The sequence below is a fragment of the Chryseobacterium sp. JAH genome (genome assembly GCF_001507335.1).
In the GTDB taxonomy this organism is placed as follows: Bacteria; Bacteroidota; Bacteroidia; order Flavobacteriales; family Weeksellaceae; genus Chryseobacterium.
Map to the genome: position 1 here is coordinate 31,817 of NZ_LMAH01000006.1, position 21,901 is coordinate 53,717.

Annotated in this window: 23 protein-coding genes; 9 read left to right on the top strand and 14 right to left on the bottom strand. The window is 34.8% G+C overall.

Annotated features, from left to right (window positions below):
* Window positions 1–34: 34 nt before the first annotated feature.
* The 3 genes from AR685_RS12775 to AR685_RS12785 form a co-directional block, all read right to left on the bottom strand.
* Window positions 35–1,018: a pyruvate dehydrogenase complex E1 component subunit beta gene (locus AR685_RS12775; RefSeq protein WP_047444468.1), complete on the bottom strand. Its 984-nt coding sequence runs from the start codon at window positions 1,016–1,018 to the stop codon at window positions 35–37.
* A gap of 110 nt (window positions 1,019–1,128) precedes the next feature.
* Window positions 1,129–1,545 carry a DUF2147 domain-containing protein gene (locus tag AR685_RS12780; RefSeq protein ID WP_047444470.1) on the bottom strand — a complete coding sequence of 139 codons (417 nt, stop codon included), beginning with the start codon at window positions 1,543–1,545 and terminating at the stop codon, window positions 1,129–1,131.
* A gap of 148 nt (window positions 1,546–1,693) precedes the next feature.
* The gene (locus tag AR685_RS12785; RefSeq protein ID WP_059124813.1) at window positions 1,694–3,622 is read right to left on the bottom strand and encodes an LTA synthase family protein; all 1,929 of its coding nucleotides are present in this window, start codon (window positions 3,620–3,622) and stop codon (window positions 1,694–1,696) included.
* Window positions 3,623–3,785: 163 nt separating this feature from the next.
* Here AR685_RS12785 and AR685_RS12790 point away from each other — a divergent pair, with 163 nt between their 5' ends.
* The 6 genes from AR685_RS12790 to AR685_RS12815 all read left to right on the top strand — a co-directional run bounded on the left by AR685_RS12790 (window position 3,786) and on the right by AR685_RS12815 (window position 7,492).
* Window positions 3,786–4,529: a CDP-alcohol phosphatidyltransferase family protein gene (locus tag AR685_RS12790; protein WP_059124814.1), complete on the top strand. Its 744-nt coding sequence runs from the start codon at window positions 3,786–3,788 to the stop codon at window positions 4,527–4,529.
* 105 nt (window positions 4,530–4,634) lie between these two features.
* Entirely contained in the window at window positions 4,635–5,399 is a 765-nt protein-coding gene (locus AR685_RS12795) for a 3'-5' exonuclease (protein ID WP_047444473.1), read from the top strand.
* 3 nt (window positions 5,400–5,402) lie between these two features.
* Window positions 5,403–5,804, top strand: a complete 402-nt coding sequence (locus tag AR685_RS12800) for a DUF2007 domain-containing protein (RefSeq protein WP_059124815.1) — start codon at window positions 5,403–5,405, stop codon at window positions 5,802–5,804.
* Window positions 5,805–5,810: 6 nt separating this feature from the next.
* The gene (locus tag AR685_RS12805; RefSeq protein ID WP_059124816.1) at window positions 5,811–6,374 is read left to right on the top strand and encodes a hypothetical protein; all 564 of its coding nucleotides are present in this window, start codon (window positions 5,811–5,813) and stop codon (window positions 6,372–6,374) included.
* 10 nt (window positions 6,375–6,384) lie between these two features.
* A complete protein-coding gene (locus tag AR685_RS12810) occupies window positions 6,385–6,990 on the top strand; it encodes a fumarylacetoacetate hydrolase family protein (RefSeq protein ID WP_047444478.1) in 606 nt (201 codons plus the stop codon).
* A gap of 64 nt (window positions 6,991–7,054) precedes the next feature.
* Window positions 7,055–7,492, top strand: coding sequence for a universal stress protein (locus tag AR685_RS12815; RefSeq protein WP_059124817.1), 438 nt, complete (start codon window positions 7,055–7,057; stop codon window positions 7,490–7,492).
* 69 nt (window positions 7,493–7,561) lie between these two features.
* Here AR685_RS12815 and AR685_RS12820 read toward each other — a convergent pair whose 3' ends face one another.
* On the bottom strand, window positions 7,562–7,795 hold the full coding sequence (locus AR685_RS12820; protein ID WP_047444483.1) for a DUF6341 family protein: 234 nt from the start codon (window positions 7,793–7,795) through the stop codon (window positions 7,562–7,564).
* A gap of 42 nt (window positions 7,796–7,837) precedes the next feature.
* Here AR685_RS12820 and AR685_RS12825 point away from each other — a divergent pair, with 42 nt between their 5' ends.
* Window positions 7,838–8,743 (top strand): DUF6427 family protein, encoded by a 906-nt coding sequence (locus AR685_RS12825; RefSeq protein ID WP_059124818.1) that lies wholly within the window; start codon window positions 7,838–7,840, stop codon window positions 8,741–8,743.
* Between the two features lie 12 nt (window positions 8,744–8,755).
* Window positions 8,756–9,340, top strand: a complete 585-nt coding sequence (locus AR685_RS12830; protein WP_047444488.1) for a DUF3109 family protein — start codon at window positions 8,756–8,758, stop codon at window positions 9,338–9,340.
* A 141-nt stretch (window positions 9,341–9,481) separates the two neighbouring features.
* Here the strand turns inward: AR685_RS12830 and AR685_RS12835 are convergent, their stop codons facing one another.
* The 9 genes from AR685_RS12835 to AR685_RS12870 all read right to left on the bottom strand — a co-directional run bounded on the left by AR685_RS12835 (window position 9,482) and on the right by AR685_RS12870 (window position 20,338).
* The gene (locus AR685_RS12835) at window positions 9,482–10,168 is read right to left on the bottom strand and encodes a hypothetical protein (protein ID WP_059124819.1); all 687 of its coding nucleotides are present in this window, start codon (window positions 10,166–10,168) and stop codon (window positions 9,482–9,484) included.
* 214 nt (window positions 10,169–10,382) lie between these two features.
* A complete protein-coding gene (locus tag AR685_RS18150; protein WP_156122512.1) occupies window positions 10,383–10,526 on the bottom strand; it encodes a hypothetical protein in 144 nt (47 codons plus the stop codon).
* 637 nt (window positions 10,527–11,163) lie between these two features.
* Entirely contained in the window at window positions 11,164–12,120 is a 957-nt protein-coding gene (locus AR685_RS12840; RefSeq protein ID WP_059124820.1) for a T9SS type A sorting domain-containing protein, read from the bottom strand.
* 129 nt (window positions 12,121–12,249) lie between these two features.
* Window positions 12,250–13,584 carry a trigger factor gene (locus AR685_RS12845; RefSeq protein WP_047444502.1) on the bottom strand — a complete coding sequence of 445 codons (1,335 nt, stop codon included), beginning with the start codon at window positions 13,582–13,584 and terminating at the stop codon, window positions 12,250–12,252.
* A 141-nt stretch (window positions 13,585–13,725) separates the two neighbouring features.
* Window positions 13,726–14,286: a hypothetical protein gene (locus tag AR685_RS12850; RefSeq protein WP_047444503.1), complete on the bottom strand. Its 561-nt coding sequence runs from the start codon at window positions 14,284–14,286 to the stop codon at window positions 13,726–13,728.
* A 27-nt stretch (window positions 14,287–14,313) separates the two neighbouring features.
* Window positions 14,314–16,698 (bottom strand): TonB-dependent receptor, encoded by a 2,385-nt coding sequence (locus AR685_RS12855; RefSeq protein WP_059124821.1) that lies wholly within the window; start codon window positions 16,696–16,698, stop codon window positions 14,314–14,316.
* 417 nt (window positions 16,699–17,115) lie between these two features.
* The gene (locus AR685_RS12860) at window positions 17,116–17,472 is read right to left on the bottom strand and encodes a hypothetical protein (RefSeq protein WP_059124822.1); all 357 of its coding nucleotides are present in this window, start codon (window positions 17,470–17,472) and stop codon (window positions 17,116–17,118) included.
* A 242-nt stretch (window positions 17,473–17,714) separates the two neighbouring features.
* Window positions 17,715–19,640, bottom strand: coding sequence for an ABC-F family ATP-binding cassette domain-containing protein (locus tag AR685_RS12865; RefSeq protein WP_059124823.1), 1,926 nt, complete (start codon window positions 19,638–19,640; stop codon window positions 17,715–17,717).
* An 80-nt stretch (window positions 19,641–19,720) separates the two neighbouring features.
* Window positions 19,721–20,338, bottom strand: a complete 618-nt coding sequence (locus AR685_RS12870; protein ID WP_059124824.1) for a DUF5715 family protein — start codon at window positions 20,336–20,338, stop codon at window positions 19,721–19,723.
* A gap of 238 nt (window positions 20,339–20,576) precedes the next feature.
* Between AR685_RS12870 and aqpZ the strand changes: the two genes are divergently transcribed.
* A complete protein-coding gene (gene aqpZ / locus AR685_RS12875) occupies window positions 20,577–21,293 on the top strand; it encodes an aquaporin Z (RefSeq protein WP_047444509.1) in 717 nt (238 codons plus the stop codon).
* A gap of 46 nt (window positions 21,294–21,339) precedes the next feature.
* On the opposite strand, the gene AR685_RS12880 is transcribed toward aqpZ, so the two are convergent.
* Window positions 21,340–21,885 (bottom strand): hypothetical protein, encoded by a 546-nt coding sequence (locus AR685_RS12880; protein ID WP_059124825.1) that lies wholly within the window; start codon window positions 21,883–21,885, stop codon window positions 21,340–21,342.
* Window positions 21,886–21,901: the final 16 nt, after the last annotated feature.

Below are 21,901 nucleotides of genomic sequence, written 5' to 3' on the forward strand. Positions count from 1 at the left end.
ATAAATGAAAAAACTTCCTTTCGGAAGTTTTTTTCTATGATTTAACGTACATTGCTTTTTTGATCTCCTCTTTTACTTTTTCAAGTTTCGGGAACCAATCTGCAAATAATGCTGCTGAATAAGGTGCAGGAGCATCCGGAGTCGTAATTCTCTTAATTGGAGCATCCAAATAATCAAATGCTTTTTGCTGAACCATATAAGTAATCTCTGAAGATACTGAACCGAACGGCCAAGCTTCTTCTAAAATAACCAATCTGTTTGTTTTCTTCACTGAAGCTAAAACCGTATCGAAATCTAAAGGACGAACTGTTCTTAAGTCGATTACCTCAACAGAAATACCTTCTTTAGCTAAGTCTTCAGCTGCCTGAATCGCTAATTTCATGATTTTTCCGAAAGAAACCAAAGTTACATCAGTACCTTCTTTTTTGATATCAGCTTTTCCTATTGGTAAGTAATATTCTTCTTCAGGAATTTCCATTTTGTCTCCGTACATCTGCTCAGATTCCATGAAAATTACAGGATCGTTATCCTGAATTGCAGTTTTCAACAACCCTTTCGCATCATAAGGATTCGAAGGAACTACTACTTTAAGACCAGGAATGTTTGCATACCAGTTTTCAAAAGCCTGAGAGTGCGTTGCTCCCAACTGACCCGCAGAAGCTGTAGGACCACGGAAAACAATAGGACAGTTCCACTGACCACCACTCATCTGACGGATTTTTGCTGCGTTGTTTATGATCTGATCGATCCCAACAAGGGCAAAGTTGAACGTCATATATTCTACAATTGGTCTGTTACCATTCATTGCAGCACCCACAGCGATACCTGTAAAACCAAGCTCTGCAATAGGTGTATCGATTACACGTTTAGCACCAAACTCGTCCAACATTCCTTTAGAAGCTTTGTATGCACCGTTGTAATCTGCAACTTCTTCTCCCATTAGAAAAATGGATTCGTCTTTACGCATTTCCTCGCTCATTGCCTGCGCAATCACTTCACGAAAAGTATATTCTGCCATATTTATTTGAAAAATTTAGAGTACAAAAATAGTAATTATTTATTATTTACATCATAAAAAAGACAACTCATTGCTGAGTTGCCTTATAATTTAATATTATTTTAAACTGATTAGTTCACTTTGTGCCAAGTTTGAGTTTTCATTGCAATTCCCATGATAAGAGCTTTCACTTTAAGTGTATTGCCATCTCTCACAATCTCGGTCTTATAACTTTTACCGTCTTTTGGATTCGTAATCGTTCCACCTCCAAACTCATTACCATCTTTTGCAAGTCCTCTGATGATTTCTAAACCAATTAAAGGTTTATTTTTACGGTCATCTTTACATTTTACACAGTTATTGTTTTCAGGCTTTATTAACAGTTGAACTATTTTGCCATAATATTTACCATCACTTTTCTTGAAAATTTCAACAATTGATTTTGGTTTTCCTGTTTCATCATCAATGGTTTTCCATTTTCCCTCAATTTGCGCAAATGACATGACACTGAATAAAGAAAGTACGAATGTTGCTAATAATTTTTTCATATTATATAAGTTTAATTTTATTGATAGATAACTAATTTGTTCAATAGTTAAAAATAGAAATAAATTTTAAACATGCAACAATTTTTATTATCCAACACATATATAATAATAAGCAGACCGATTTAAAAAACTAAACAGTCTTAAAAAATCAATCCAATTTCCTATTCATTACCCTACTCATATAATCCTGATACCAAGCTTTTGCAATCAGTTTTCCTTTTTCGGTTTCCTGACTTTTTACTTTGTCATTTAAATTATTTTCAAATCCCAAATCGTTTTTATCATAGATTCCTGTGATTTCTTTTCCATCAAACCGGTAAATATAATTTCCAATAATAAACTGCTCAGACGTACCATCAGAGTTCACGATCAGAGGAGGGTATGCTTTTGTATTCATTAAACTCCTTCCCCAGCTTCTTATTTTTTTATTATACCCTATTAAATCTGTCAAAGTCGGATAAATATCGATTTGTTGTGCGACTTCATTATTGATGCCTCTTAAATTAAATTTCGGATTTGGAGAATAAAAAACCAACGGAACAGCAAAACGATTCATTGCCTTTTCGTACTCAGGATAATAAATCTGGTTAGGATGATCTCCTGTAAAAACGAATATCGTATTATTAAACCAAGACTGCTTTTTAGCCGTTTCAAAATATTTTTTAATCGCATAATCAGTATACTGCATTGGCTCATGCATCTCTATTTTCCCTTTTTTAAATTTCCCATTGTATTTCGCAGGGATTTTAAAAGGATGATGCGATGAAGCGGTAAAAACCGTTGCCATGAAAGGTGTCATTTTCCCTACGTTTTTAGCAAAATATTGAAGGAACGGTTCGTCCCAGATCGCCCACATCCCATCAAAATCTTCGTTGTGATTATATTCGTCCTTCCCGTAATAATGTTTAAATCCTAGAATATTTCCGAAGCCTAAGAATCCCATTGAACCATTCGGTGCTCCATGATAAAATGAAGTATCGTAACCCATTTCATTACAAACCGATACAATCGACTGAATTTTCTGGTTCGAATATGGTGAACTTGTAAAAGCATCCGTCAGGCTTGGAATTCCTGCCAGAATACTGCTCATTCCGTGAATCGACTGCCTGCCATTCGCAAAAGTATTCGGGAATATCAAGCTTTCATTTGCAAGACTGTCAATAAAAGGAGTGTAAGAAACATAATCTTTGATGTTTTTTTCTTTATTGAACGCTCCCGAATATTCTCTACCAAAAGATTCAACAATAAAAATAACGATATTGGGTTTATCCTGACCCTCTCTCTTATAGATTTTGTACGGCTGAATATTGTCGTCGATAAATTTTTCATCCACAAAATGAACTTCCTTGAAATTATTGGTCCCCAACGTTCTGAAAAACGAGAATGTACTGTTCAAAACAACATTTCCCTGAAGCGGCGTTTTCACAAATTTATTTGCATCAACCAGATTAATTGGTCTTGTACTATGTTTGAAATCTCCACGAATTCCACCGACAATCAGAACGGCAGAAATACAAATTGTGACTATAGAGAGAATAAAGTAAGGAATCAGTTTCGCAGGTTTTCTTTCCTGAATTTTAAATCTTTTATATAGGAAAACCCACAGTGCCATCAGAGCTATGAACCAAAAAATCACAAAAGGATGTTCTTTGGTGGAAACTGTAAAAACTTTTAAAATATTGGTTTCATGCTTTGCCACCTGAAAAGCAGCAGAAGTCAATCTCGTCTGAGAAAATTTATAATAAATAAAATCCCCGAAATTCATCACGTAAGCCAAGCCGTTCGTGATAAAATAAAGCCAGAAAAGAACTTTCTGATATCCTTTTTTGGTATTGATGACAATCGGAATTAAACTTAAAAAAATAAATAATGAATTGACATACAAAATTGCAGTGGTATCAAATGCAATCCCATGAAAAGCGAGACTCAGGTAATCCGAAACACTGTCTATTTTTATCAAATCTTTGTTGAAAAACCAGAACAAAAGTCTGGCAAACTGATAAAAAACAAAAGCCAAAAAAATCCTGTAACATAAAATCAGGACTTCTTGTTTTCTAAATTCTTTAAAAAATTTCATTTATACTATCATGTTTTTAAGGTCAAAATGTAATCTTAGGCTACGAAACAGTTTATTTTCACAGCGATTTTCAAGATGCAAATTTAAGTTAAATTCACAGTATTGTAATTTTTAGTTCATATTAATTAAGGTTAAAATTTTTAAAAAATGTAATTTTGCTCTCATGAATTTCATTAAAAACAATCTGGCAAATGCCATTACGCTTGGGAATTTATTTTCAGGCTGCGTCGGAGCTGTGCATATACTTAATGGCGATTATCAGACGACCGCCATCTGTATCATTTTGTCTTTGGTACTCGACTTTTTCGACGGTTTTGTGGCGAGAGCTTTAAAAGCCAATTCTAATTTGGGAACTCAGCTTGATTCATTGGCAGACATGGTAAGTTTCGGATTGATTCCCGGTTTGGCAATGTTTAAAATGCTTGAACCATTCGGAAATGAGCTTTTAGGTATGCATCTTCCTTTCGAAATCAAATATTTTGGATTTTTGATTACTCTTTTTTCGTGTTTGAGATTGGCGATTTTCAATTTGGATGAAGATCAAAAGTATTATTTTAAAGGTCTGAATACGCCGAGTAATACGATTCTGATTTTTGGAATTTATTATATTTTACAAAACAATAATGTTATTCAGCCATCAAATGGTTTTCCATCAGTAAGAGATACTTTTACTTTTACTGCAGGCTTTTGGTTAATAATTACAATTCTCAGTTCTTGGCTTTTAATTTCTCCAATCAAAATGATCGCCATGAAATTTAAGTCTATGAAGTTGGAGGATAACTATCCAAAAATCTCTTTATTGATTGGCGTAATTCTTATTTTAATTATATTTAAAACTGTCGGAATTCCTTTAGTAATTCTCTATTACATCTTCATTTCACTTATTTTTCAAAAGCAATTAAAGTAGAGAAGGGGAAGTTTTCCCATCTTCAAATTAACACATTTCAAAGTATAAAATAAACATAGGCGAGAACGCAAGTAGCCAATCGCCAGCAGCTAAAAGCAATTTAAAATGAACTTAAAACTCCATAAACCTCTTTGTATCTTCGATCTTGAAACAACCGGAATCAACGTCGGGAAAGACCGAATCGTTGAAATCTGTATTTTAAAAGTAAATCCTGATTCTTCAAGAGAAAGCAAAACATGGCGTGTAAATCCTGAAATGCCAATTCCTCTGCAGTCTAGCGAAGTACACGGAATCTATGACGAAGATGTAAAAGATGCGCCAACTTTTAAAGAAATTGCTTCTAAAGTGGTAGAAATGATTTCTGGCGCAGATTTGGGTGGATTTAATTCTAACCGATTTGATGTACCGTTATTGGCGGAAGAATTGCTCCGTGCAGATTTCGATTTTGATTTGAGTAAATTCAAATTAGTCGATGCACAGACGATTTACCATAAAATGGAACCCAGAAATCTGGGTGCAGCCTATCAGTTTTACTGTGGGAAAACTTTAGAAAATGCCCACTCGGCGGAAGCTGATGTTTTGGCGACTTTCGAAGTTTTGGATGCTCAGGTTGGTAAATATGATGATGTTCCGAAAGAGATTAATGCCTTAAGTGAATTCAGTTTCCATAATAAGAATGCTGATCTGGCAGGTTTTATCGGATTTAATGATAAAAATACCGAAATTTTTAACTTCGGAAAATATAAAGGTCAGGGTGTGAAAGATGTTTTCAAAAAAGACCTTGGGTATTACGGATGGCTTCAGAATGCTGATTTCCCGCTGTACACGAAGAAAGTCTTCACCAAAATTCAACTGTCAAGTAAATTTTAAATTATGAATGATTTAGTTAAGTTCAAATTTTACGAAACCGCTCTCGAAGCCAACAAAGATAAACAGATCTTAGCTGAAAACGACATTCAGAGTTTCATTGCCAACGAGCAGACCATTCAGTCAGACTGGCTGTTGTCACAGGCTTTAGGCGGAATTCAACTGCAGGTTTTTGAAAATGATTTCGAGAACGCCGAAAAGATTCTGTCAGATTATCACGAAAACAATAAGTTCTCTCTGGAAGTTGAACATACCGTTTCTGATCCGAAGTTTGATTTCGTCTGTCCAAAATGTGGCTCAAATCATATTTACAGAGATGACAGTTCTACAAGCTTCTTCGGAATTTCTTTAATTTCCAGCCACAAATTTGTGTGTTATTATTGTGAAAATGAATTTACTCATGAATAATTTTTTATGATCAGGAAAAGAATAGGAAAATTCTTACTTGTTGCGCTAATTATCGGAATCATCTTTATCCTAGGAAAGTATTTTTTCTTTTGGCATAAAGTTGACATTGACAGCCATCTGAGTAAAAAGACATTTTTCAAAGATTTTAATCATCAAAAACAACAATATATTGACGGAGGGGACAGTGAAGAAATTAAAACCAATAACTTTCGGTTAAAAATCGACAGTCTTTCCACCGAATCGTACAGATATAATACTCATAAGACTCCCATTTCTCTCGAGATAAAACTAAATACAGGAGATGGATTTAGCGGTAGAGGCTATACTGTAGAAATTATTAATAACCGATACACAATTTCGACTAATCATTACACAGATAGCCCAAGACCCTTTGATTTTATTAACGAAGAATATTATAAAATCCTTGACAGCAAAGTAATTCTTGATAAAGATTCTTATAAAAAAGGAGACAGCATTTTTGGATATACAAAACTGAAAGTTCAGAAAAGATATGGTCCTGAAAAATATTTCGAAGAAGGCGAAGGGTATTTTAAAGGAATTGTAAATTAAATAAATAATTATGAAAATAATCTGCATAGGAAGAAATTACAGCGAGCATGCTAAAGAATTAGGCAATGCAATTCCCGACAAACCTGTCATTTTTATGAAGCCTGACACGGCGGTTTTAAAAGGAAATGATTTCTACATTCCCGAATTTTCTAATGATGTTCATTACGAACTGGAGATTGTGGTAAAAATTTCAAAAGGCGGAAAGTATATTCAGAAAGAAACGGCCAGCAAACATTACGAAGAAATCGGTTTAGGAATAGATTTTACCGCAAGAGATCTGCAAAGTGATTTAAAATCTAAAGGTTTGCCCTGGGAACTGGCCAAAGGTTTCGACGGTTCTGCGGTGGTGGGAAGCTTCTTCAAAAAAGAAAATTATGATCTTGAAAACCTGCAGTTTTCATTGTTAAAAAATAAACAGGAAGTACAGCATGGAAATTCAAAAGATATGATGTTCAAAATTGATGACATCATCGCCTTTGTTTCACAGTATTTCACTTTACGAGTTGGAGATTTAATCTTTACCGGAACTCCTGAAGGCGTTGGGAAAGTCTCGGAAAATGATATTCTTGAAGCTTACCTGGAAGAGGAAAAAGCGCTGGATATTCGAATATTATAAGTTTTTAACAGCCTTTTTATATATTTTTTCATATCTTTAAAAGACAAATCAAAAAAATAAATATATGATCAATATAGTACTGCCAGTGGATTTTGGCGAAAAAACAGATCAGCTAGTAGACGGAGCCATAGAATTTGCAAAGAAAGTAAATGGAAAGCTCAATATCATCCATGTTGCACCTACAGACATTGGTTTTGCCATCGGTGATATGGGATACCAGTATTTCCCTGAAATAGAAGAAAACGAAATTAGAGAAGAGCTTGTACTGCTTAATAAAATTAACCAAAAAGTTCTGGCTCACAATATAGATTGCGAGCATCTTTTGAAACAAGGAGTTGCAAAAGATATTATTTTGGAATATGCTGATACCAAAAATGCAGATTTCATCGTGATGGGTTCTCACGGCAGAAGCGGAATTTATGATGTCTTTGTTGGCAGCTTAACCAAAGGCATTACAAAAAGCTCTAAAGTACCTGTTCTGGTTTTGCCGATACATGACTAGTTTAACATAAAGCATAAAAAGACCGATCAAATAAAACTTTGATCGGTCTTTTACTATATAACCAATTAATTAACCTTCTTTTTTGTAGATCTTAGGATCATAGTAAGGGTTTTTACCCTCAGTCGGAGAATAATACTCTTTGTCTTTGTCTCCTCCAAGCGTCACCACCAAGACATAGCACCAATATGTAAATAGTACGCAACAAACAAAGAATAAAATCCAGTTGAGTACGTTTCCAAAGGTTGTGAAAAAACCAAAAGACCATTTGAAAACATCACTTAAGAATAGAAAGAAAGACGTCATTATTTTCCTTTTTTAAATTAACTTTGCACAAATTTATAAAAAATGTTTAGATTACTTTCAAAAGAAAGCAATATTTTTTCAATTCCTGTCTACATTGGTTTTCTTCTTTTAGTAGTTATTATAATTAACAGTTTGAATTTCAACACTTATGAAGCAACAATAGCTATCATTACATTTATTGGAATCTCATTGGGTTATTTCTGTTTCAACGCAATTGCACTGAATTATCAGACGCATCTGCCTTTATTTCTCTACACATTTTTTGTTTTGGGACTATATCCCGGTAAATTAGACATCGGAATTGCCGTTGCATTGCTCACCAATTCTTTCCTTCTGCTTCTTCTTACAAGTACTGATGAAGATCTCAGGAAAAAATCTTATGTCTTGGTAGGATCTATTTTAGCTTTAAATTTTATCTTCCTGCCAACAACATGGCCGATGATCTTCTTTGTATTGATCCATCTGATCGTTACTTCCGAACGGATAAGTCTCAATATTTTCAGATTCGTTTTAGGAATGTCTTTAATTGCGCTAAGCTACTTTTCGCTGATGTTTTTTATCAGATTCAACGATTGGAATATGGATTATCTGCCGTTTGGAAAAATGAGATTTATCACAGATTATATAGAGCTGATTCCACTGATTCCTTTAGTATTGATGCTGATTTATGCAATCTACGACCATTTTAGCCATTATAATAAAAAAAGCCCGGTAAGCCGATACAAATACACCTTCCTTCTTGTTTTCTCATTCGCACAAATAGTGACTATTGTGATGTATATGAACACCAATTATGAATATTTACTTCTTCTGGCATTTCCTACAACAATTATCTTAAGCAGAATGCTGAGATTTTTACCTAAGTTATGGATGCAGGAACTGAGTCTTTGGCTGATTATTGTGAGCCTGGTTGGCTTTAAGGCAGGTACTCATTTCAATTTATTTTAAAAAAAAAAGATTATGATTCAAATAGACGATAAATTAATTTCTGAAGATATTTTCTCTGAAGAATTTGTTTGCAACCTTACCAAATGTAAAGGTGCTTGTTGTGTGGAGGGCGATGTAGGGGCTCCGTTAGATAAAGATGAACTGGTAATTTTAGATAATATTTTTGATAAAGTGAAACCTTATCTTACTGCCGACGGAATCAAAGCACTGGAAGAACAGGGAACATGGACAACTGATCCAACAGACGGAATGTATGTGACACCAATGATTGAAGATGCAGAGTGCGCCTACGTTACATTCGACGAACGAGGAATTACGAAATGTGGCATCGAAAAAGCGTATGAAGATGGCGCTATTGACTGGCAAAAACCCATTTCCTGCCATCTGTATCCGATCAGGGTTACGGAGTACTCGTCCTTCTCTGCCTTAAACTACCATGAATGGCCTATTTGCAATGACGCATGTACTTTGGGCAAAGAATTGCAGGTTCCGGTGTATAAGTTCCTGAAAACACCTCTTACGAGAAAATATGGCGAAGATTTTTACACAACTTTAAGCGAAGTTGCTGAAGAATGGAAAAAGGAATATGGAAGTTAACCAAATTGGAGAGTTTTGCAATTTTAAGTTTCACTTAAAATAAGTTGTCATCTACAGAATTTCTTTCTCAGTTTCAACGCAAAAAAACAAAACAGCCGCAGAAAATTTTCTGCGGCTGTTTTGTTTTGTAAGATTTATTTTTTATTTAAAATCTGCGTCACTAACTCCTGAGTTCAAAGTAACTTTATTCGTTTTAATGGTTACTTTCTGACCTCCTCCTTCAGCTTCAATCAATTCAGGAAATTTGATCCCGTCGACCGTCATATAGCTTTTGATAACAGCCACACCTTCTGCCGCATTAGATTTGTACAGCAAGCCTGTTGCTGCGTCGAAGTAAAAAGTACCTTTATCTGAAGTCAGAACATTGTAATCTTTATTATCCAATTTCTCTACTGTAGCTGTTTTAAAGGAAGCTGCATCATATCCTAAAGCATCTACTGTTTTTCCTTTTTTAAGATCTGGAATCTTGTCTGCAGGAATATCCATTTTGGTACCCATCTGCTCAAAATAACCTTTTTCACCATCAAAAAGCTGAGTCATATTTTTTCCCATTACTGTTTGTACAGATTTGAATTTATTCCCCATTTTTTTCGTGGTCATAGACACCTCCATTCCCTGTACAGAAATAGTATTGTCTGTGATGGTCGTTTTTATATCCGCTAGCTTCTCCTTTCCTCCAAGAGCAATGAGATAATTATCAACAACTTGTTTTGGAGTGATCTGCACATTTGCAGCCGCCTTTTTTGCGGGTGCTGTTGATGTTTTTTGAGCCACTGCTGATGTAGAAAACAATACAGCACAGAAAAACGGAACGATTATTTTTTTCATAATACAATTAAATTTTAGTGATGTAAATATAAGACTTTTGAATGGTAAAGAGGTATTAACTCAGTATCTGGGTTCAAAACGCTTCCGTTTTCAATGGTGTTTTTATACTTTTCAAACTCTTTCTTAGAAAGACTCTTCCCGCCAAAGGAGGTGAATTGTCGTTGTACAGAGAAACGCAGTGATCACAAAAAAAACAACTTAGGAAGTGGCTTCGTCACATAGGCGATTTCTTTTCTTCCGACGATTCTGTAGTTCCTTGGTTGGTAATAAGTAGATTATACTGATCGGTTAATGCCTTCAGCTGGTTGATTACTGTAGCATATTCAAAAGATAAGTCTTTCGGAATTACCGAATGCATTTTACTAGAATCAACTGCTTTTCAGAGCTCCCTGAAACCTGTTGCTAGTGTGCAGGGACGGTCTGTCTGATAATGGATTTTTTAGTATTTAGGCGTATTTTATGCATAAAAGGACATACACCAAGCTACATATTTCTGTCAAAAAAAATATCAACGTCAAAATCTACCGTGCCTAAGAAATAAATATTTATTTTAACAAACAAATAACGTTTATTAAGTATTCATTAACACTCTTAGGTATGGTTATTGCTTCTAATAGAATCGATTCTCATGTTTAATTGAGTTTTCATGGTTATTAGTTTTTACCCAGCTTCGGCTGGGTTTTTTGTTTTATAAATAAAAAAACCAGATATTATGTCAATATTATAGACTTCCACAGTTTTGATAAACTAGTCGTAAGATGCTATTTAAGTAGGTAATACAGAAGCAATAGATTATTGCCGATACGTCTTATTCTTCCAATTCCATCAAAATCGGAAATTTATATCCTTTCTTCATTAGAAAAGAGAAGCACAAAGACTTCCATTATTCACGATTTTATTTATTACTGAGACTTCGAATTTTTAATTTAAAAAAAATCATGCTTGACTTCGAATTTTTAATTTAAAAAAATCATTCTAAAAGACTTTTTTCAAAATCATTCTTTAATAAATTTTGAAGAAGAAAATGCCCCTGCTTTGGTCATCATCTGAATAATGTAAACTCCTTTTTCAAGATAAGAAATATCAATTTTGGGTTCTTCTAAAGAGTTGCTGAGTGACATTATTTGCTGACCTACAATATTTAAAATGGTAATTTTTTTAATATCTCCCGCAGATTTTAGATAAATAAAATCTTTTGCCGGATTGGGATAGACAGAGAAATCATTAATAATTACAACAGATTGCACCCCTAATTCATCCTGAGCATTTATTTTGATATATCCAAAATTACAGGGCGAAACCAAACTCGCAGTCTGATAACAAGCGGTGAATAATGTACCTTGGCCTGGTGCGCTTTGATGTACAGAATCTACAGAAGTCTGTGTACTTACGCCGTTTCCTGTATGACGTATTTCCACAACCAGATTATTCCCGTTATTATATAAGTAAGGGGTATCAAAAACGATATCATAGCTGAATGCATTGGGCGTACTCCCCACAGTAAAAGAACCTGCAGGAATAATCAAGCTCCCAGACCTTACAAGAGTCTGCGTCCCTACAACATTTAATGCAAAATTAAGTTGTCTGTTAGCTGGATCTACTCCATTACTTAAAAATACCTGGAAGTTTGGATACGCAATATTAGTAGAAGGCCAGGACGAAGACAATGAGGTTGGCAACCTAAATGATATGGAATTGATATATTTGCCCGACAGCGAAGCAAGTTGAGAATCATCAATAATGGATTGGTATGTCGTTGCAGTATTTGAGAACGGAACAATGACAGATGAGTTTATTGTACTGTTGGGAATAACTACAGAATTCTGCGCATACATATTTGCCGTCAAGAGGAATACTAAGAAGGCAGCCCTCAATGGAGAAAGGATAAAATAAGCTTTAAAATAATGATTTCCCTTCTTAAATTTGTATAAAAATGGTAAATTTATTATCATAATCAAAAATTTTAATAATAATAAAAATACAAATTATTGTAAAAATCTAATGCTGTATTTTCACAAAATCATACTATAACGAAGAAACCCACCATATAGGTGGGTTTAATTTTATAGGTAAAAAGTAAATTACTTCTTCAACTCTTCTAAGAACTCGTCGTGCGAAATTGCAGTTTCTTTTTTAGTAGCTTTTTCAAGAATTACGTCTTTCAACTTAGCCATTGCAACCTCAGAAGAAATTTGTCTTACCTGCTCTTGGTCTTTCAACATTTCAGCAGCATATTTCTGAACTTCTTCGTCTCCTAAGTGGTGAATTCCGTAGATAGCCAACTGGTTTCTTACCAACTGCTCAGCCTGAGCTAAAACGTCAGCATAATCTAACTGGATATTGTTATCAGACATCAACTTACCTTCAATGATCTGATATTTCAATTGAGTTTTCTCAGCTTCAAGAATTTCTTTTGCCTGCTCTTCAGACTGGATGTTCTGGTTTGAGAATACCAACCACTTCGTCAAGAAAGACTCAGGAAGTTTTACTTCCTCTTTTTCAGAAACCTGCTCCAATACTTTGTTTACAAAGTGTACGTCTGCATTCTGCTGGAAGTATTCATCTAACTCAGTTTTTACTTTGTCTTTAAGCTCTTCCTCTGTTTTGATGTTTCCTTCGCCGTAAACTTTATCGAATAATTCTTCGTTAAGTTCTGCTAAGTTTAGACTGTAGAAATCTTTAACTTTAACTTCAACTTCAGCGTGGTGTAAGTGCTCAGCCTCTTCTTTAGTGAATCCTAATTCTTTAGCCAAGTTTTCGTCAGCAGCCAAAGTTTCTTTAGAAACCTTCACAGACTCATCCATTTTAAGACCTTTTACCAATTTGAAAGCATCTTTGTTTTCAGCAGTAATGGTAGCATTTTTTGGATGGTGGTGGTGCTCACCTTCAGCATCTTCTTCTACAACCTGAGAAATCTCTAAGTTGATGTAAGAATCTTTAGTGATTTTGTCTTGAGGAACTTGCTCTGCAAAACGCTTCTGCATGTTCTCGATGCTTTTGCTGATTTCTTTATCAGAAGCTTCCACTTTGTAGTGAGGAGCTTCATATTTAGCCAAATCTATAGTAAATTCTGGTTCGTAACCTACTTCGAAAGCAACTTCCAATTTCTCAGCATTATGGTTGAAATCATTCACCGGCTGAGGTACTGGCTGACCTACTAGTCTTAATTTGTTTTCGTTGATATAGTTATTCAAAGCATCAGAAACTTGTTTGTTGATCTCTTCGAATGCAATCCCTGCTTCATATTGCTTTCTAACCATACTCAAAGGCACTTTTCCTTTTCTGAAACCAGGAACCTGTGCGTTTTTAGCATAATTAATCAATTGCTTTTCTACTTTTTCTTTGTAGTCAGATTTCTCCAATGTTACTGTAAGCAATGCACTTACATCATCATGGTTTTTTGCGGTAACCTTCATTATTGATTAAAATTTTAGGTTGCAAAAATATGAATTTTTTATTAAAACAAGCCATTCCTTTTGTTATAATACGTTAAAATAAAAAAGACACTATAGAATAGTGTCTTTGTGTAATATTAAAAATCTAGTTTTAAAAAACTTTTAATGTGCGTCAACCGTAATGTCAACATCTGTTTCTCCTCCAACCGTCTGTCCTAACTGATTAGATGCAGAAGGATAATTCTGGTTAACTGATGTAGGGCCATGAATTAATTTAATATTCATTTTACCTGTTGGTTGTGTCGAATTAATCTTCCATTCTGTTTTCAAACCTAACTTTTGACCGTCAGTTCTTACAATATCGTTTGCAGCTCTGATCAAAGTGATGTCTGCATCAGCAGGGTTAAATACAATAAAATGGTGGTCTTTTTCTTCCTCAATCTCATCAGAAGAATGATAGTGGTCGTCATGCTTGATTTGGAAATCAAGTACCGCAATATACGTATCGCCCTGATGCAGGTGAAGATGCTCATCTGCTACCCCTCCGATCACATTAACCGTCTGTACATCTGCTGCATCAGCTTTATTGGTTAGTGTCAATACCACTTTACCTATTTCATCATGATCATGGATATCTTCAGGAATATCATCATCTCCGTTTCTACATGATAAGATAAAAACTGTAGCTAAAAGTAATAGGGTTATGTTGAATAATTTTTTCATTTTAAATTTAATTTTAAGTATTAATAATTAGAATTTGTATTTGAGAGTAACGATAAAGTTTCGTCCGGATTCCGGCATAAAATATCTCAGTCTGTTAAGATACTCACGATACTCTGTATTAAAAATGTTATTGATTCTGAAATTAAGATTCAGATTTTTAAATAGGTCTGCACCTACAGATGCATTGAATAATGTATATGCTGAAGGAGGAGTACTTAGGTCAAGTTCTTCATTGAAAGTAGTTCCATTTTCAATAAAATCAAGATTTTGATTTCTGATAGGGAAACGTTTCTGACTGAATACACTTTCGTTCTCCAAGCGTACGTAGAAGTTTTTGGGAGCATTCAATTTAAACTCAACCGCATTTCTCAGATTAGCCGGCATCATTAAGATCAAAGGTTCGTCATGGGTGAGATCATCCCCTTTCAATGCACTAAAACTCGTATTCCATTTTAGATTATCCAGAATATTAAGTTCGGCATCGGCATCAATTCCAAAAATCCTCGCTTTAATCTGCTGATAGCTCCAAACCTGAAAAACACCTCTGTTTGAAGATTCAATACCAGTAGGAATTTGATTGATAAAACTATCTGAAATCATATAATAAGGATTAACCTCAATATGTAATCCCTTTAAGATATTGAACTTTCCTATCATCGAAAGATTTGCATTATATACTGTCTCTTTCTGAATAGACAAATCTCCCTCTTCAATAATGGCAGCAGAATGATGAAGCCCATCGGAGAAAAGCTCCGCCGGATTCGGGGTTCTGTCTGCTCTTGCGAAGTTTAATTTAAATTCAAAAGCAGCATTCGGTTTATAATTGAATCCCAAATTGGCAGAAAAATTATGATAGTCTAAGATAGGGCGCGTCAAAATTCTACTGTCAAATTCCTGTACAAAAAACTGAGGAAAAAGACTGGCAAATTTATCATCCCAGTCTGTGGCATCATAATATTTGTAAGCATCATATCTACTGAAATCATATCTCGCGCCGGCTTCTGCATTGAGCTTTGAACTGAATTTATATTTAAATACAGAAAAAGCTCCTGCATCATATCTGTAATAATCAGGAATTAGACGTCTTGCTTTGGTTGAAGGGTTCGGATAATTATCCTGAAAACCTGCCGAAAGACCACTTTCTAAACTCCAGTTTCCTCTTTCCAGAAGATGAGTAAGACTTGCAGAATGTGTAATCAATCTTAAATCCATGGAAGGAAGTTCATTAAGCTCGCCTCTCCTGATATCAAATTCCTTACGGCGATTCAACTGGAAACTGTATTGAAAGCTTAGTTTTCCAAAGTTTTCAAAACGCTTGTAAGCAGCCAGCTTTGCAATATGATGCTCAACTTCCTGTTTCGGGTTCACAATATCATAACTGAAATTATCAAGGTAATAAGGCTGTCCAAACTTGAAGACATTTCTAAAATCTAAATTATTTCCAATATGCGCGCCCTTAAAAATCCCAAACTCCTGATTGATTCCGCTGTATGACACGTCGAAACCCTGCATGAACCCGTGATTTCCAAAAGAGAAATTAAAAGAATTCACCTCCGCTCCTGTATTCTGCAACGTGTGATGTGGAATGTATAAATCTCCCACCTTCTTATAACTTCCACCAGTTTTTACAAACCATTGGTTTTGCCATGTTTTAGCGACATTCGCTGCCATCTCCCCACCTCTACCGTTAGAAATACCCGAAAGCTTGACACTTCCCATGATGGTATCTCTTTTAGGTAAAACAGCAGGCTCCAAAACCACTGCTCCACCCACGGCATCGCTTCCATATTTTAATGCAGCTGCACCTTTCACGACATCGATGTGCTCAAAGTCATTCACATCCACATTGGGAGCATGCTCTACACCCCACTCCTGTTCCGCCATCTTCACACCATTATTCACAATTGCAATTCGGCTTCCGTACAAACCGTGAATCACAGGTTTTGCAATATTGTTTCCTGTTTTAAGTGCCGTAATTCCAGATATTTTTGATAAAAGATTACCCAAATTTTCAGTTGAATTTCTTTCAATATCAGAGTGAGACAGTGTCTGCATAATCACTGAACCTTTGGTTTTGTGATTTCCGTGCACCGTAACCGCTTCTATATCACCAATGTGGTGTTCTAAAGTAATGGCTAAGTGCACATCATGTGTAACTCCTACATTTTCAGTATAATCATTACAATCAGGATGCTTTGCAATGAGTTTGTAATTCCCTGAAGGAATTTTATTGAAAGAAAACTTTCCGCTTTTATCTGTTTTGGCAGTGAAATCTCCCAATTTTACCACAGCATTTTCGAGCATGGTTTTATCGTGAAAATCCTGAACTGTCCCCTGAACAGTGAAAGTTTTCTGTGCATTTGTAAATACCAACCCACAAAGGATCAGCAATACACTATAAATCAGTTTCATTGTAAATAGCTTGCTTTTACTTAGGTTGTTAACTATTAGCTTTAGCAGACAGACTCAAATCAACATTCCTGATGATTTGCAACAACCGTTAAGTATTGTTCGTTAAAAAAAATTGATTGGATTTTGGCTTAAATTAAATCAGTAAGCATTCAATTTTTGAATGATTTTACTTTTAGAAAATGATGAATGATCAGTGTTAATTCAACCATGAAGATTCTTTATTAAGAAGTTTAAAATAGTTAAGCTGAGCTTCACTTTTAATAATGCTAAACAAAAATCTATTTGATTTTATCTTAATAGAACTTAATTTCTTTAATGGTTCAAAAGCAATGAATACATCCATTTAAATACATCAAGCATTTAAATTATTAAATTCTAAAATTTAAATTAAAAAAAATCCGGTAAGTAAATCGGTGATTAAGAAATTGTGGGTGGACCACGAAGTTGAAAAGTGAATTTTGTCTGAGACCAAATTCTTTCCTGAACAGCAATAATTTGCTCAACCTCATGTGTGTAACTTTCAAAAGCAAAGCTAAATTCTTCAGGAATTAAAGTATTTCCAGTTGCCAAGAAATGACAAGCCAAACAGTCGCCGGCTTTTTCTTTAGTTTCAGATTTTGATATGTTGTTCTCTGATTTTTTTAGATTAAAACCTATAAAAACATCAGCGGAATCATGACTGTGAAAGCTTGAAGAAAACAAAGCAAAAAAGTAAATCCCAAACATCAGTTTGGAGATAAAGCTTTTTAGTTGTCTGCTTTCCTTGAAAATCATTTGGCAAAAATAGGAATAATATTTTAAAGGATTTTAATTAAAGATTAAATTGTGGTTATTTAATGATGATTATCTTTTTATAATGAAGTGCATTTCATACCGAGTTCAAAAATAATGACCAAATATCTTTCTACAAAGATGACGCTTTTACTAATTGATACGCTTTAGAAATGCAGAACTCTGTTTTCACAAAAAAAGGATGAGCCAAAAACCCATCCTTATGATTTATATTTCGTTAAAAATTAGTCTAACTGCGTTCCCAAATGCTCCCATTCCTGCAATGCAAGATCAAGCTCTTCTTTGGTTTTATTGTATTTTTCTAAAGTTTCTTCAGAAGGATTTTCTTTGGTGAAAGATGCTTCGAAGTTTTCGATTACAGTTTCCAGTTCAGAAATTTTCTCTTCTACTTTCTTCAGTTTATTCTGAATACTTTTCTGCTCTTTGCTTACAATGGTTGTGGTTGGAACATCAGCTTTAGGTTCAGATTTAACCTCAACTTTCACCTTAACATCATCACTATGAAGCTTTGCTTTTTCAGCAGAAATTTCACGGATGCTTTCTTTCTGTCTGAACTCAAGATATTCGTTGATATCTCCTAAGAATTCTTTCATATGTCCATCACGGAATTCGTAAATCTTATCGCAAAGTCCCTGTAAAAATTCTCTATCGTGAGAAATTACAATTAACGTACCTTCAAACTTCTGTAGAGCCAATTTAATGATCTCCTTAGACTGAATATCCAGGTGATTCGTAGGCTCATCCATAATCAAAGTATTGAACGGACGTAATAATAATTTACAAAGTGCCAGACGGTTTCTTTCACCTCCGGAAAGTACTTTCGTCTTTTTGTTGACCGCTTCACCCTGAAAAAGGAAAGATCCCAACAAATCTCTTACCCTTGGTCTTGTCTCTTCGGTTGCTGCATCTTCTGCCTCTTCCTGAACAGTTTTGTTTGGAGTTAAAACTTCTTCCTGGTTTTGAGCAAAATAACCAATATTGACATTGTGACCTAAGTTCCAGTTTCCTGAATAATCTTTAATATCTCCCGAAAGAATTTTCGCTAAAGTTGTTTTCCCCTGTCCGTTCTGTCCAAGAAGAGCAATTCTGTCGCCTCTCTGAACGATAAAGTCTACATCGTCAAAGATTTGTTTCTGACCGTAAGCTTTCCCAAGATTTTCAGCTTCGAAAATAACTTTCCCAGGAACTTGAGACTGTACGAAACGGATATTGAATTTAGAAACGTCTTCGTTATCAACCTCGATACGCTCTATTTTATCTAATTTTTTAATCAAAGACTGTGCAAAAGAAGCTTTGGTCGCACTTGCGCGGAATTTGTTGATGTTATCTTCCATCTGCTTGATTTCCGCATCCTGATTCTTTTTAGCCTGAATCAGTTTTTCACGGCGGTCTTCACGCATCACCAAATATTTAGAATAATTGGCTTTGTAATCGTCTACTTTTCTGTTATTGACATCAAAAGTCCTGTTACAAACCGCTGTCATAAACTGTTTATCGTGACTTACCAAAAGAATTCCTCCGGGATAATCTTTCAGGAAGTTTTCTAACCAAATGATTGACTCCATATCCAAGTGGTTGGTAGGCTCATCGAGAAGCATCAGATCATTCTTTTGGAGAAGCAATTTTGCCAATTCAATTCTCATTCTCCAACCTCCGGAAAATTCATCAGTGATTTTTTGGAAATCATCTGCTTTAAATCCTAATCCGAATAGAACTTTTTCAATATCACCTTCAAGATTATAGGCGTCATGATGCATCAAAAGGTCATTCAGATCGGTCATTCTGTTGATCAGATCGGTATAAGCATCACTTTCGTAATCAGTTCTTACAGTCAATTGATGATTGATTTCTTCGAGTTCTTCTTTCCAAGCATTGATTTGCTCAAAAGCCTGCATGGTTTCATTCCAAACGGTTCTCCCTTTCACAAAATCAAGATCCTGTTTCAGGAATCCAATGGTAATATTTCCTTCAGGAACGATATTTCCTTCATAGAAAGTAATTTCGCCGGAAAGCATTTTCAGAAGCGTAGATTTCCCTGCTCCATTTTTACCAACCAAACCAATTTTATCATCCTTTTTAATGGTGAAATTCACGTTTTGAAACAAGTAGTTTCCCGAATGATGTAAGCCTAAACCTTGAACCGAAAGCATCTTTATGAGTAATTAATGATGAATAATGTGTACTGAATATTTTTCGGGTGCAAAAATACGCAAAATAAAGGACTTTAAATTTAATAATTCCTAACGGTGATGTGAAAACAGCTTTGTTGCCTTTCTTTGATGTAATAAATACGACCGGCAGCAACATAATATTTTAAAACTTTTTCTAAAGCAACCTCGAGTTTTGGATTTGTTTTAAGCTTATTATTAAATCTCACATAAGAAATATCAAATGAATTTCCATAATTATGCGAACTGATCCCCAATGATGCATTGGCATTAACTTTTCTTAATCTGCACTGATCTTCCAACGTTCGGGTGATTGATGAAACGGTAAATGTGTTTCCTTTGTTTTCTTTACTGAATCTGGATCCTATTTTTTCTAAAATTGTTTTCGCTTTTAAAACCAGACATGCTCTGCTGTAATCTAATTTTTGAACACGGTATCCTTTTCCCGTTTTCTTAACTGTATGAAATTTCCCTTTATTGATGTACTTCTGAACTTGCGATGTATTTTTTAGAATACTGACATTAAAACTTCTGGAAGCATCTAAATGTGGTTTGTACAGAAAAGTCGGTTCCACTTTTAAAACTTGTGTAAGATCATAGCAGGGAAGTTTTTTCTTTGATGCCTGACTGTATACAAGCTGATGAAATGCCAATGGAATGATATACAGAAATTTCCTCATACGAATTACTTTGACGATTTAAACGTGAAAATAGCAGATTTTGTTGTTGACAAAGATATTAATTTAATGAGAAGACTAAACTTTTTGAGAATAAATAAAAAGTCATAATTACAGTTAATTTACCAACAAAATAATCAGCAATAATCACAAATAACAATATTATATGTATGTAATTTCAAATAATTTTGAATAATTAATTTTCGTAATTTTACATACACAATTTAAAATACATAAAAAGATGATTTCAAAAACTTCAAAATTTGTTGCCGAGATGCTTGGCACAATGGTACTTGTTCTCATGGGCTGCGGAAGCGCAGTGATTGCAGGCGCAGATGGCACTACAGGAGTAGGATTTCTGGGAATTTCTTTTGCCTTTGGACTGAGCGTGATTGCGATGGCCTATGCAATTGGGCACATTTCAGGGTGTCACATTAATCCTGCAATTTCCATAGCAATGGTCGCAGCGGGAAGAATGAAAATGGATGAAGCGATACGATACATTATCGCCCAAATCATTGGAGCCATTATCGGCGCAGGAATTCTTTACGTGATTTTCATTAACCATCCTGGGGCAGAAATGAAAGAATGGGCTCTAGGCTCAAACGGTTGGGGAACGGGATATCTTGATGCATACAACGTGACCGCAGCTTTTGTCGCTGAATTTATATTTACATTCATTTTCCTAATGGTCATCTTAGGTTCAACATCCACAAAAAACATCAACGGTGGTTTTGCAGGTCTAGCCATTGGTTTCTCACTAGTTTTGATTCATATTGTCGGAATCAAAATAACCGGAGTTTCCGTAAATCCGGCAAGAAGTATAGGCCCGGCGATTTTCGCTCAGGGTGCTGCCCTTTCACAATTATGGCTTTTTGTAGTCGCACCAGTACTGGGAGGCATTGCAGCGGCTTTTACTTACAATTTATTAATGGAAAGACCAGAACAGACAAAATAATTTCATAAGATATAAAAAAACAAATCCTGTCTTACGGCAGGATTTACTATTTTAACTTCTTTATTTCGAAAGGATTTTTGAATATAAGTTCTTCATGCTTTCCTTTGATTTCTAATTTTCTCTGCAATAAATTTAAAGCCATTTTTCTGATAAAAAGATCTTTGTCATTCAGGTTCCAGTAAGAATCTTCATGTACTTTTTTGGGCTCGCGGATCAAATAGAATTCAGTATTCCAATTGTCGGCGTTATGGTAAAATTCAATAATTCCACAATGTTCAGGAATTTGAGAATGCTCAACCATTCCCATTGGCAGTAAAAAACTGAACGCATTGCAGACGTAATCTCCACAACATATCTTGTCATGTTTCAGAAATTTTTCTCCGGTTTTGGTATTAATGTATGACTTTTTAAAATCATTTTTAAAATCACTTTTCGAAAGTTTAATTTCAATTTCATGGCTGAAACCTTCAGAATCTATAATCAGCATATCAGCCTCCCAATCTGAATGGAAGTGATTGCTCAATACAATTTCTTTTTCAAAATCGCAATTTGCATGAATGTAAGCATGAACTAACTCTTCAATCTTTAACACTTTTTTTAGTTTTAAT

Coding starts and splice junctions, on each gene's coding strand:
- AR685_RS12775 (WP_047444468.1), bottom strand. CDS start 1,018: ATGGCAGAATATACTTTTCGTGAAGTGATTGCGCAGGCAATGAGCGAG.
- AR685_RS12780 (WP_047444470.1), bottom strand. CDS start 1,545: ATGAAAAAATTATTAGCAACATTCGTACTTTCTTTATTCAGTGTCATG.
- AR685_RS12785 (WP_059124813.1), bottom strand. CDS start 3,622: ATGAAATTTTTTAAAGAATTTAGAAAACAAGAAGTCCTGATTTTATGT.
- AR685_RS12790 (WP_059124814.1), top strand. CDS start 3,786: ATGAATTTCATTAAAAACAATCTGGCAAATGCCATTACGCTTGGGAAT.
- AR685_RS12795 (WP_047444473.1), top strand. CDS start 4,635: ATGAACTTAAAACTCCATAAACCTCTTTGTATCTTCGATCTTGAAACA.
- AR685_RS12800 (WP_059124815.1), top strand. CDS start 5,403: ATGAATGATTTAGTTAAGTTCAAATTTTACGAAACCGCTCTCGAAGCC.
- AR685_RS12805 (WP_059124816.1), top strand. CDS start 5,811: ATGATCAGGAAAAGAATAGGAAAATTCTTACTTGTTGCGCTAATTATC.
- AR685_RS12810 (WP_047444478.1), top strand. CDS start 6,385: ATGAAAATAATCTGCATAGGAAGAAATTACAGCGAGCATGCTAAAGAA.
- AR685_RS12815 (WP_059124817.1), top strand. CDS start 7,055: ATGATCAATATAGTACTGCCAGTGGATTTTGGCGAAAAAACAGATCAG.
- AR685_RS12820 (WP_047444483.1), bottom strand. CDS start 7,795: ATGACGTCTTTCTTTCTATTCTTAAGTGATGTTTTCAAATGGTCTTTT.
- AR685_RS12825 (WP_059124818.1), top strand. CDS start 7,838: ATGTTTAGATTACTTTCAAAAGAAAGCAATATTTTTTCAATTCCTGTC.
- AR685_RS12830 (WP_047444488.1), top strand. CDS start 8,756: ATGATTCAAATAGACGATAAATTAATTTCTGAAGATATTTTCTCTGAA.
- AR685_RS12835 (WP_059124819.1), bottom strand. CDS start 10,168: ATGAAAAAAATAATCGTTCCGTTTTTCTGTGCTGTATTGTTTTCTACA.
- AR685_RS18150 (WP_156122512.1), bottom strand. CDS start 10,526: ATGCATTCGGTAATTCCGAAAGACTTATCTTTTGAATATGCTACAGTA.
- AR685_RS12840 (WP_059124820.1), bottom strand. CDS start 12,120: ATGATAATAAATTTACCATTTTTATACAAATTTAAGAAGGGAAATCAT.
- AR685_RS12845 (WP_047444502.1), bottom strand. CDS start 13,584: ATGAAGGTTACCGCAAAAAACCATGATGATGTAAGTGCATTGCTTACA.
- AR685_RS12850 (WP_047444503.1), bottom strand. CDS start 14,286: ATGAAAAAATTATTCAACATAACCCTATTACTTTTAGCTACAGTTTTT.
- AR685_RS12855 (WP_059124821.1), bottom strand. CDS start 16,698: ATGAAACTGATTTATAGTGTATTGCTGATCCTTTGTGGGTTGGTATTT.
- AR685_RS12860 (WP_059124822.1), bottom strand. CDS start 17,472: ATGATTTTCAAGGAAAGCAGACAACTAAAAAGCTTTATCTCCAAACTG.
- AR685_RS12865 (WP_059124823.1), bottom strand. CDS start 19,640: ATGCTTTCGGTTCAAGGTTTAGGCTTACATCATTCGGGAAACTACTTG.
- AR685_RS12870 (WP_059124824.1), bottom strand. CDS start 20,338: ATGAGGAAATTTCTGTATATCATTCCATTGGCATTTCATCAGCTTGTA.
- aqpZ (WP_047444509.1), top strand. CDS start 20,577: ATGATTTCAAAAACTTCAAAATTTGTTGCCGAGATGCTTGGCACAATG.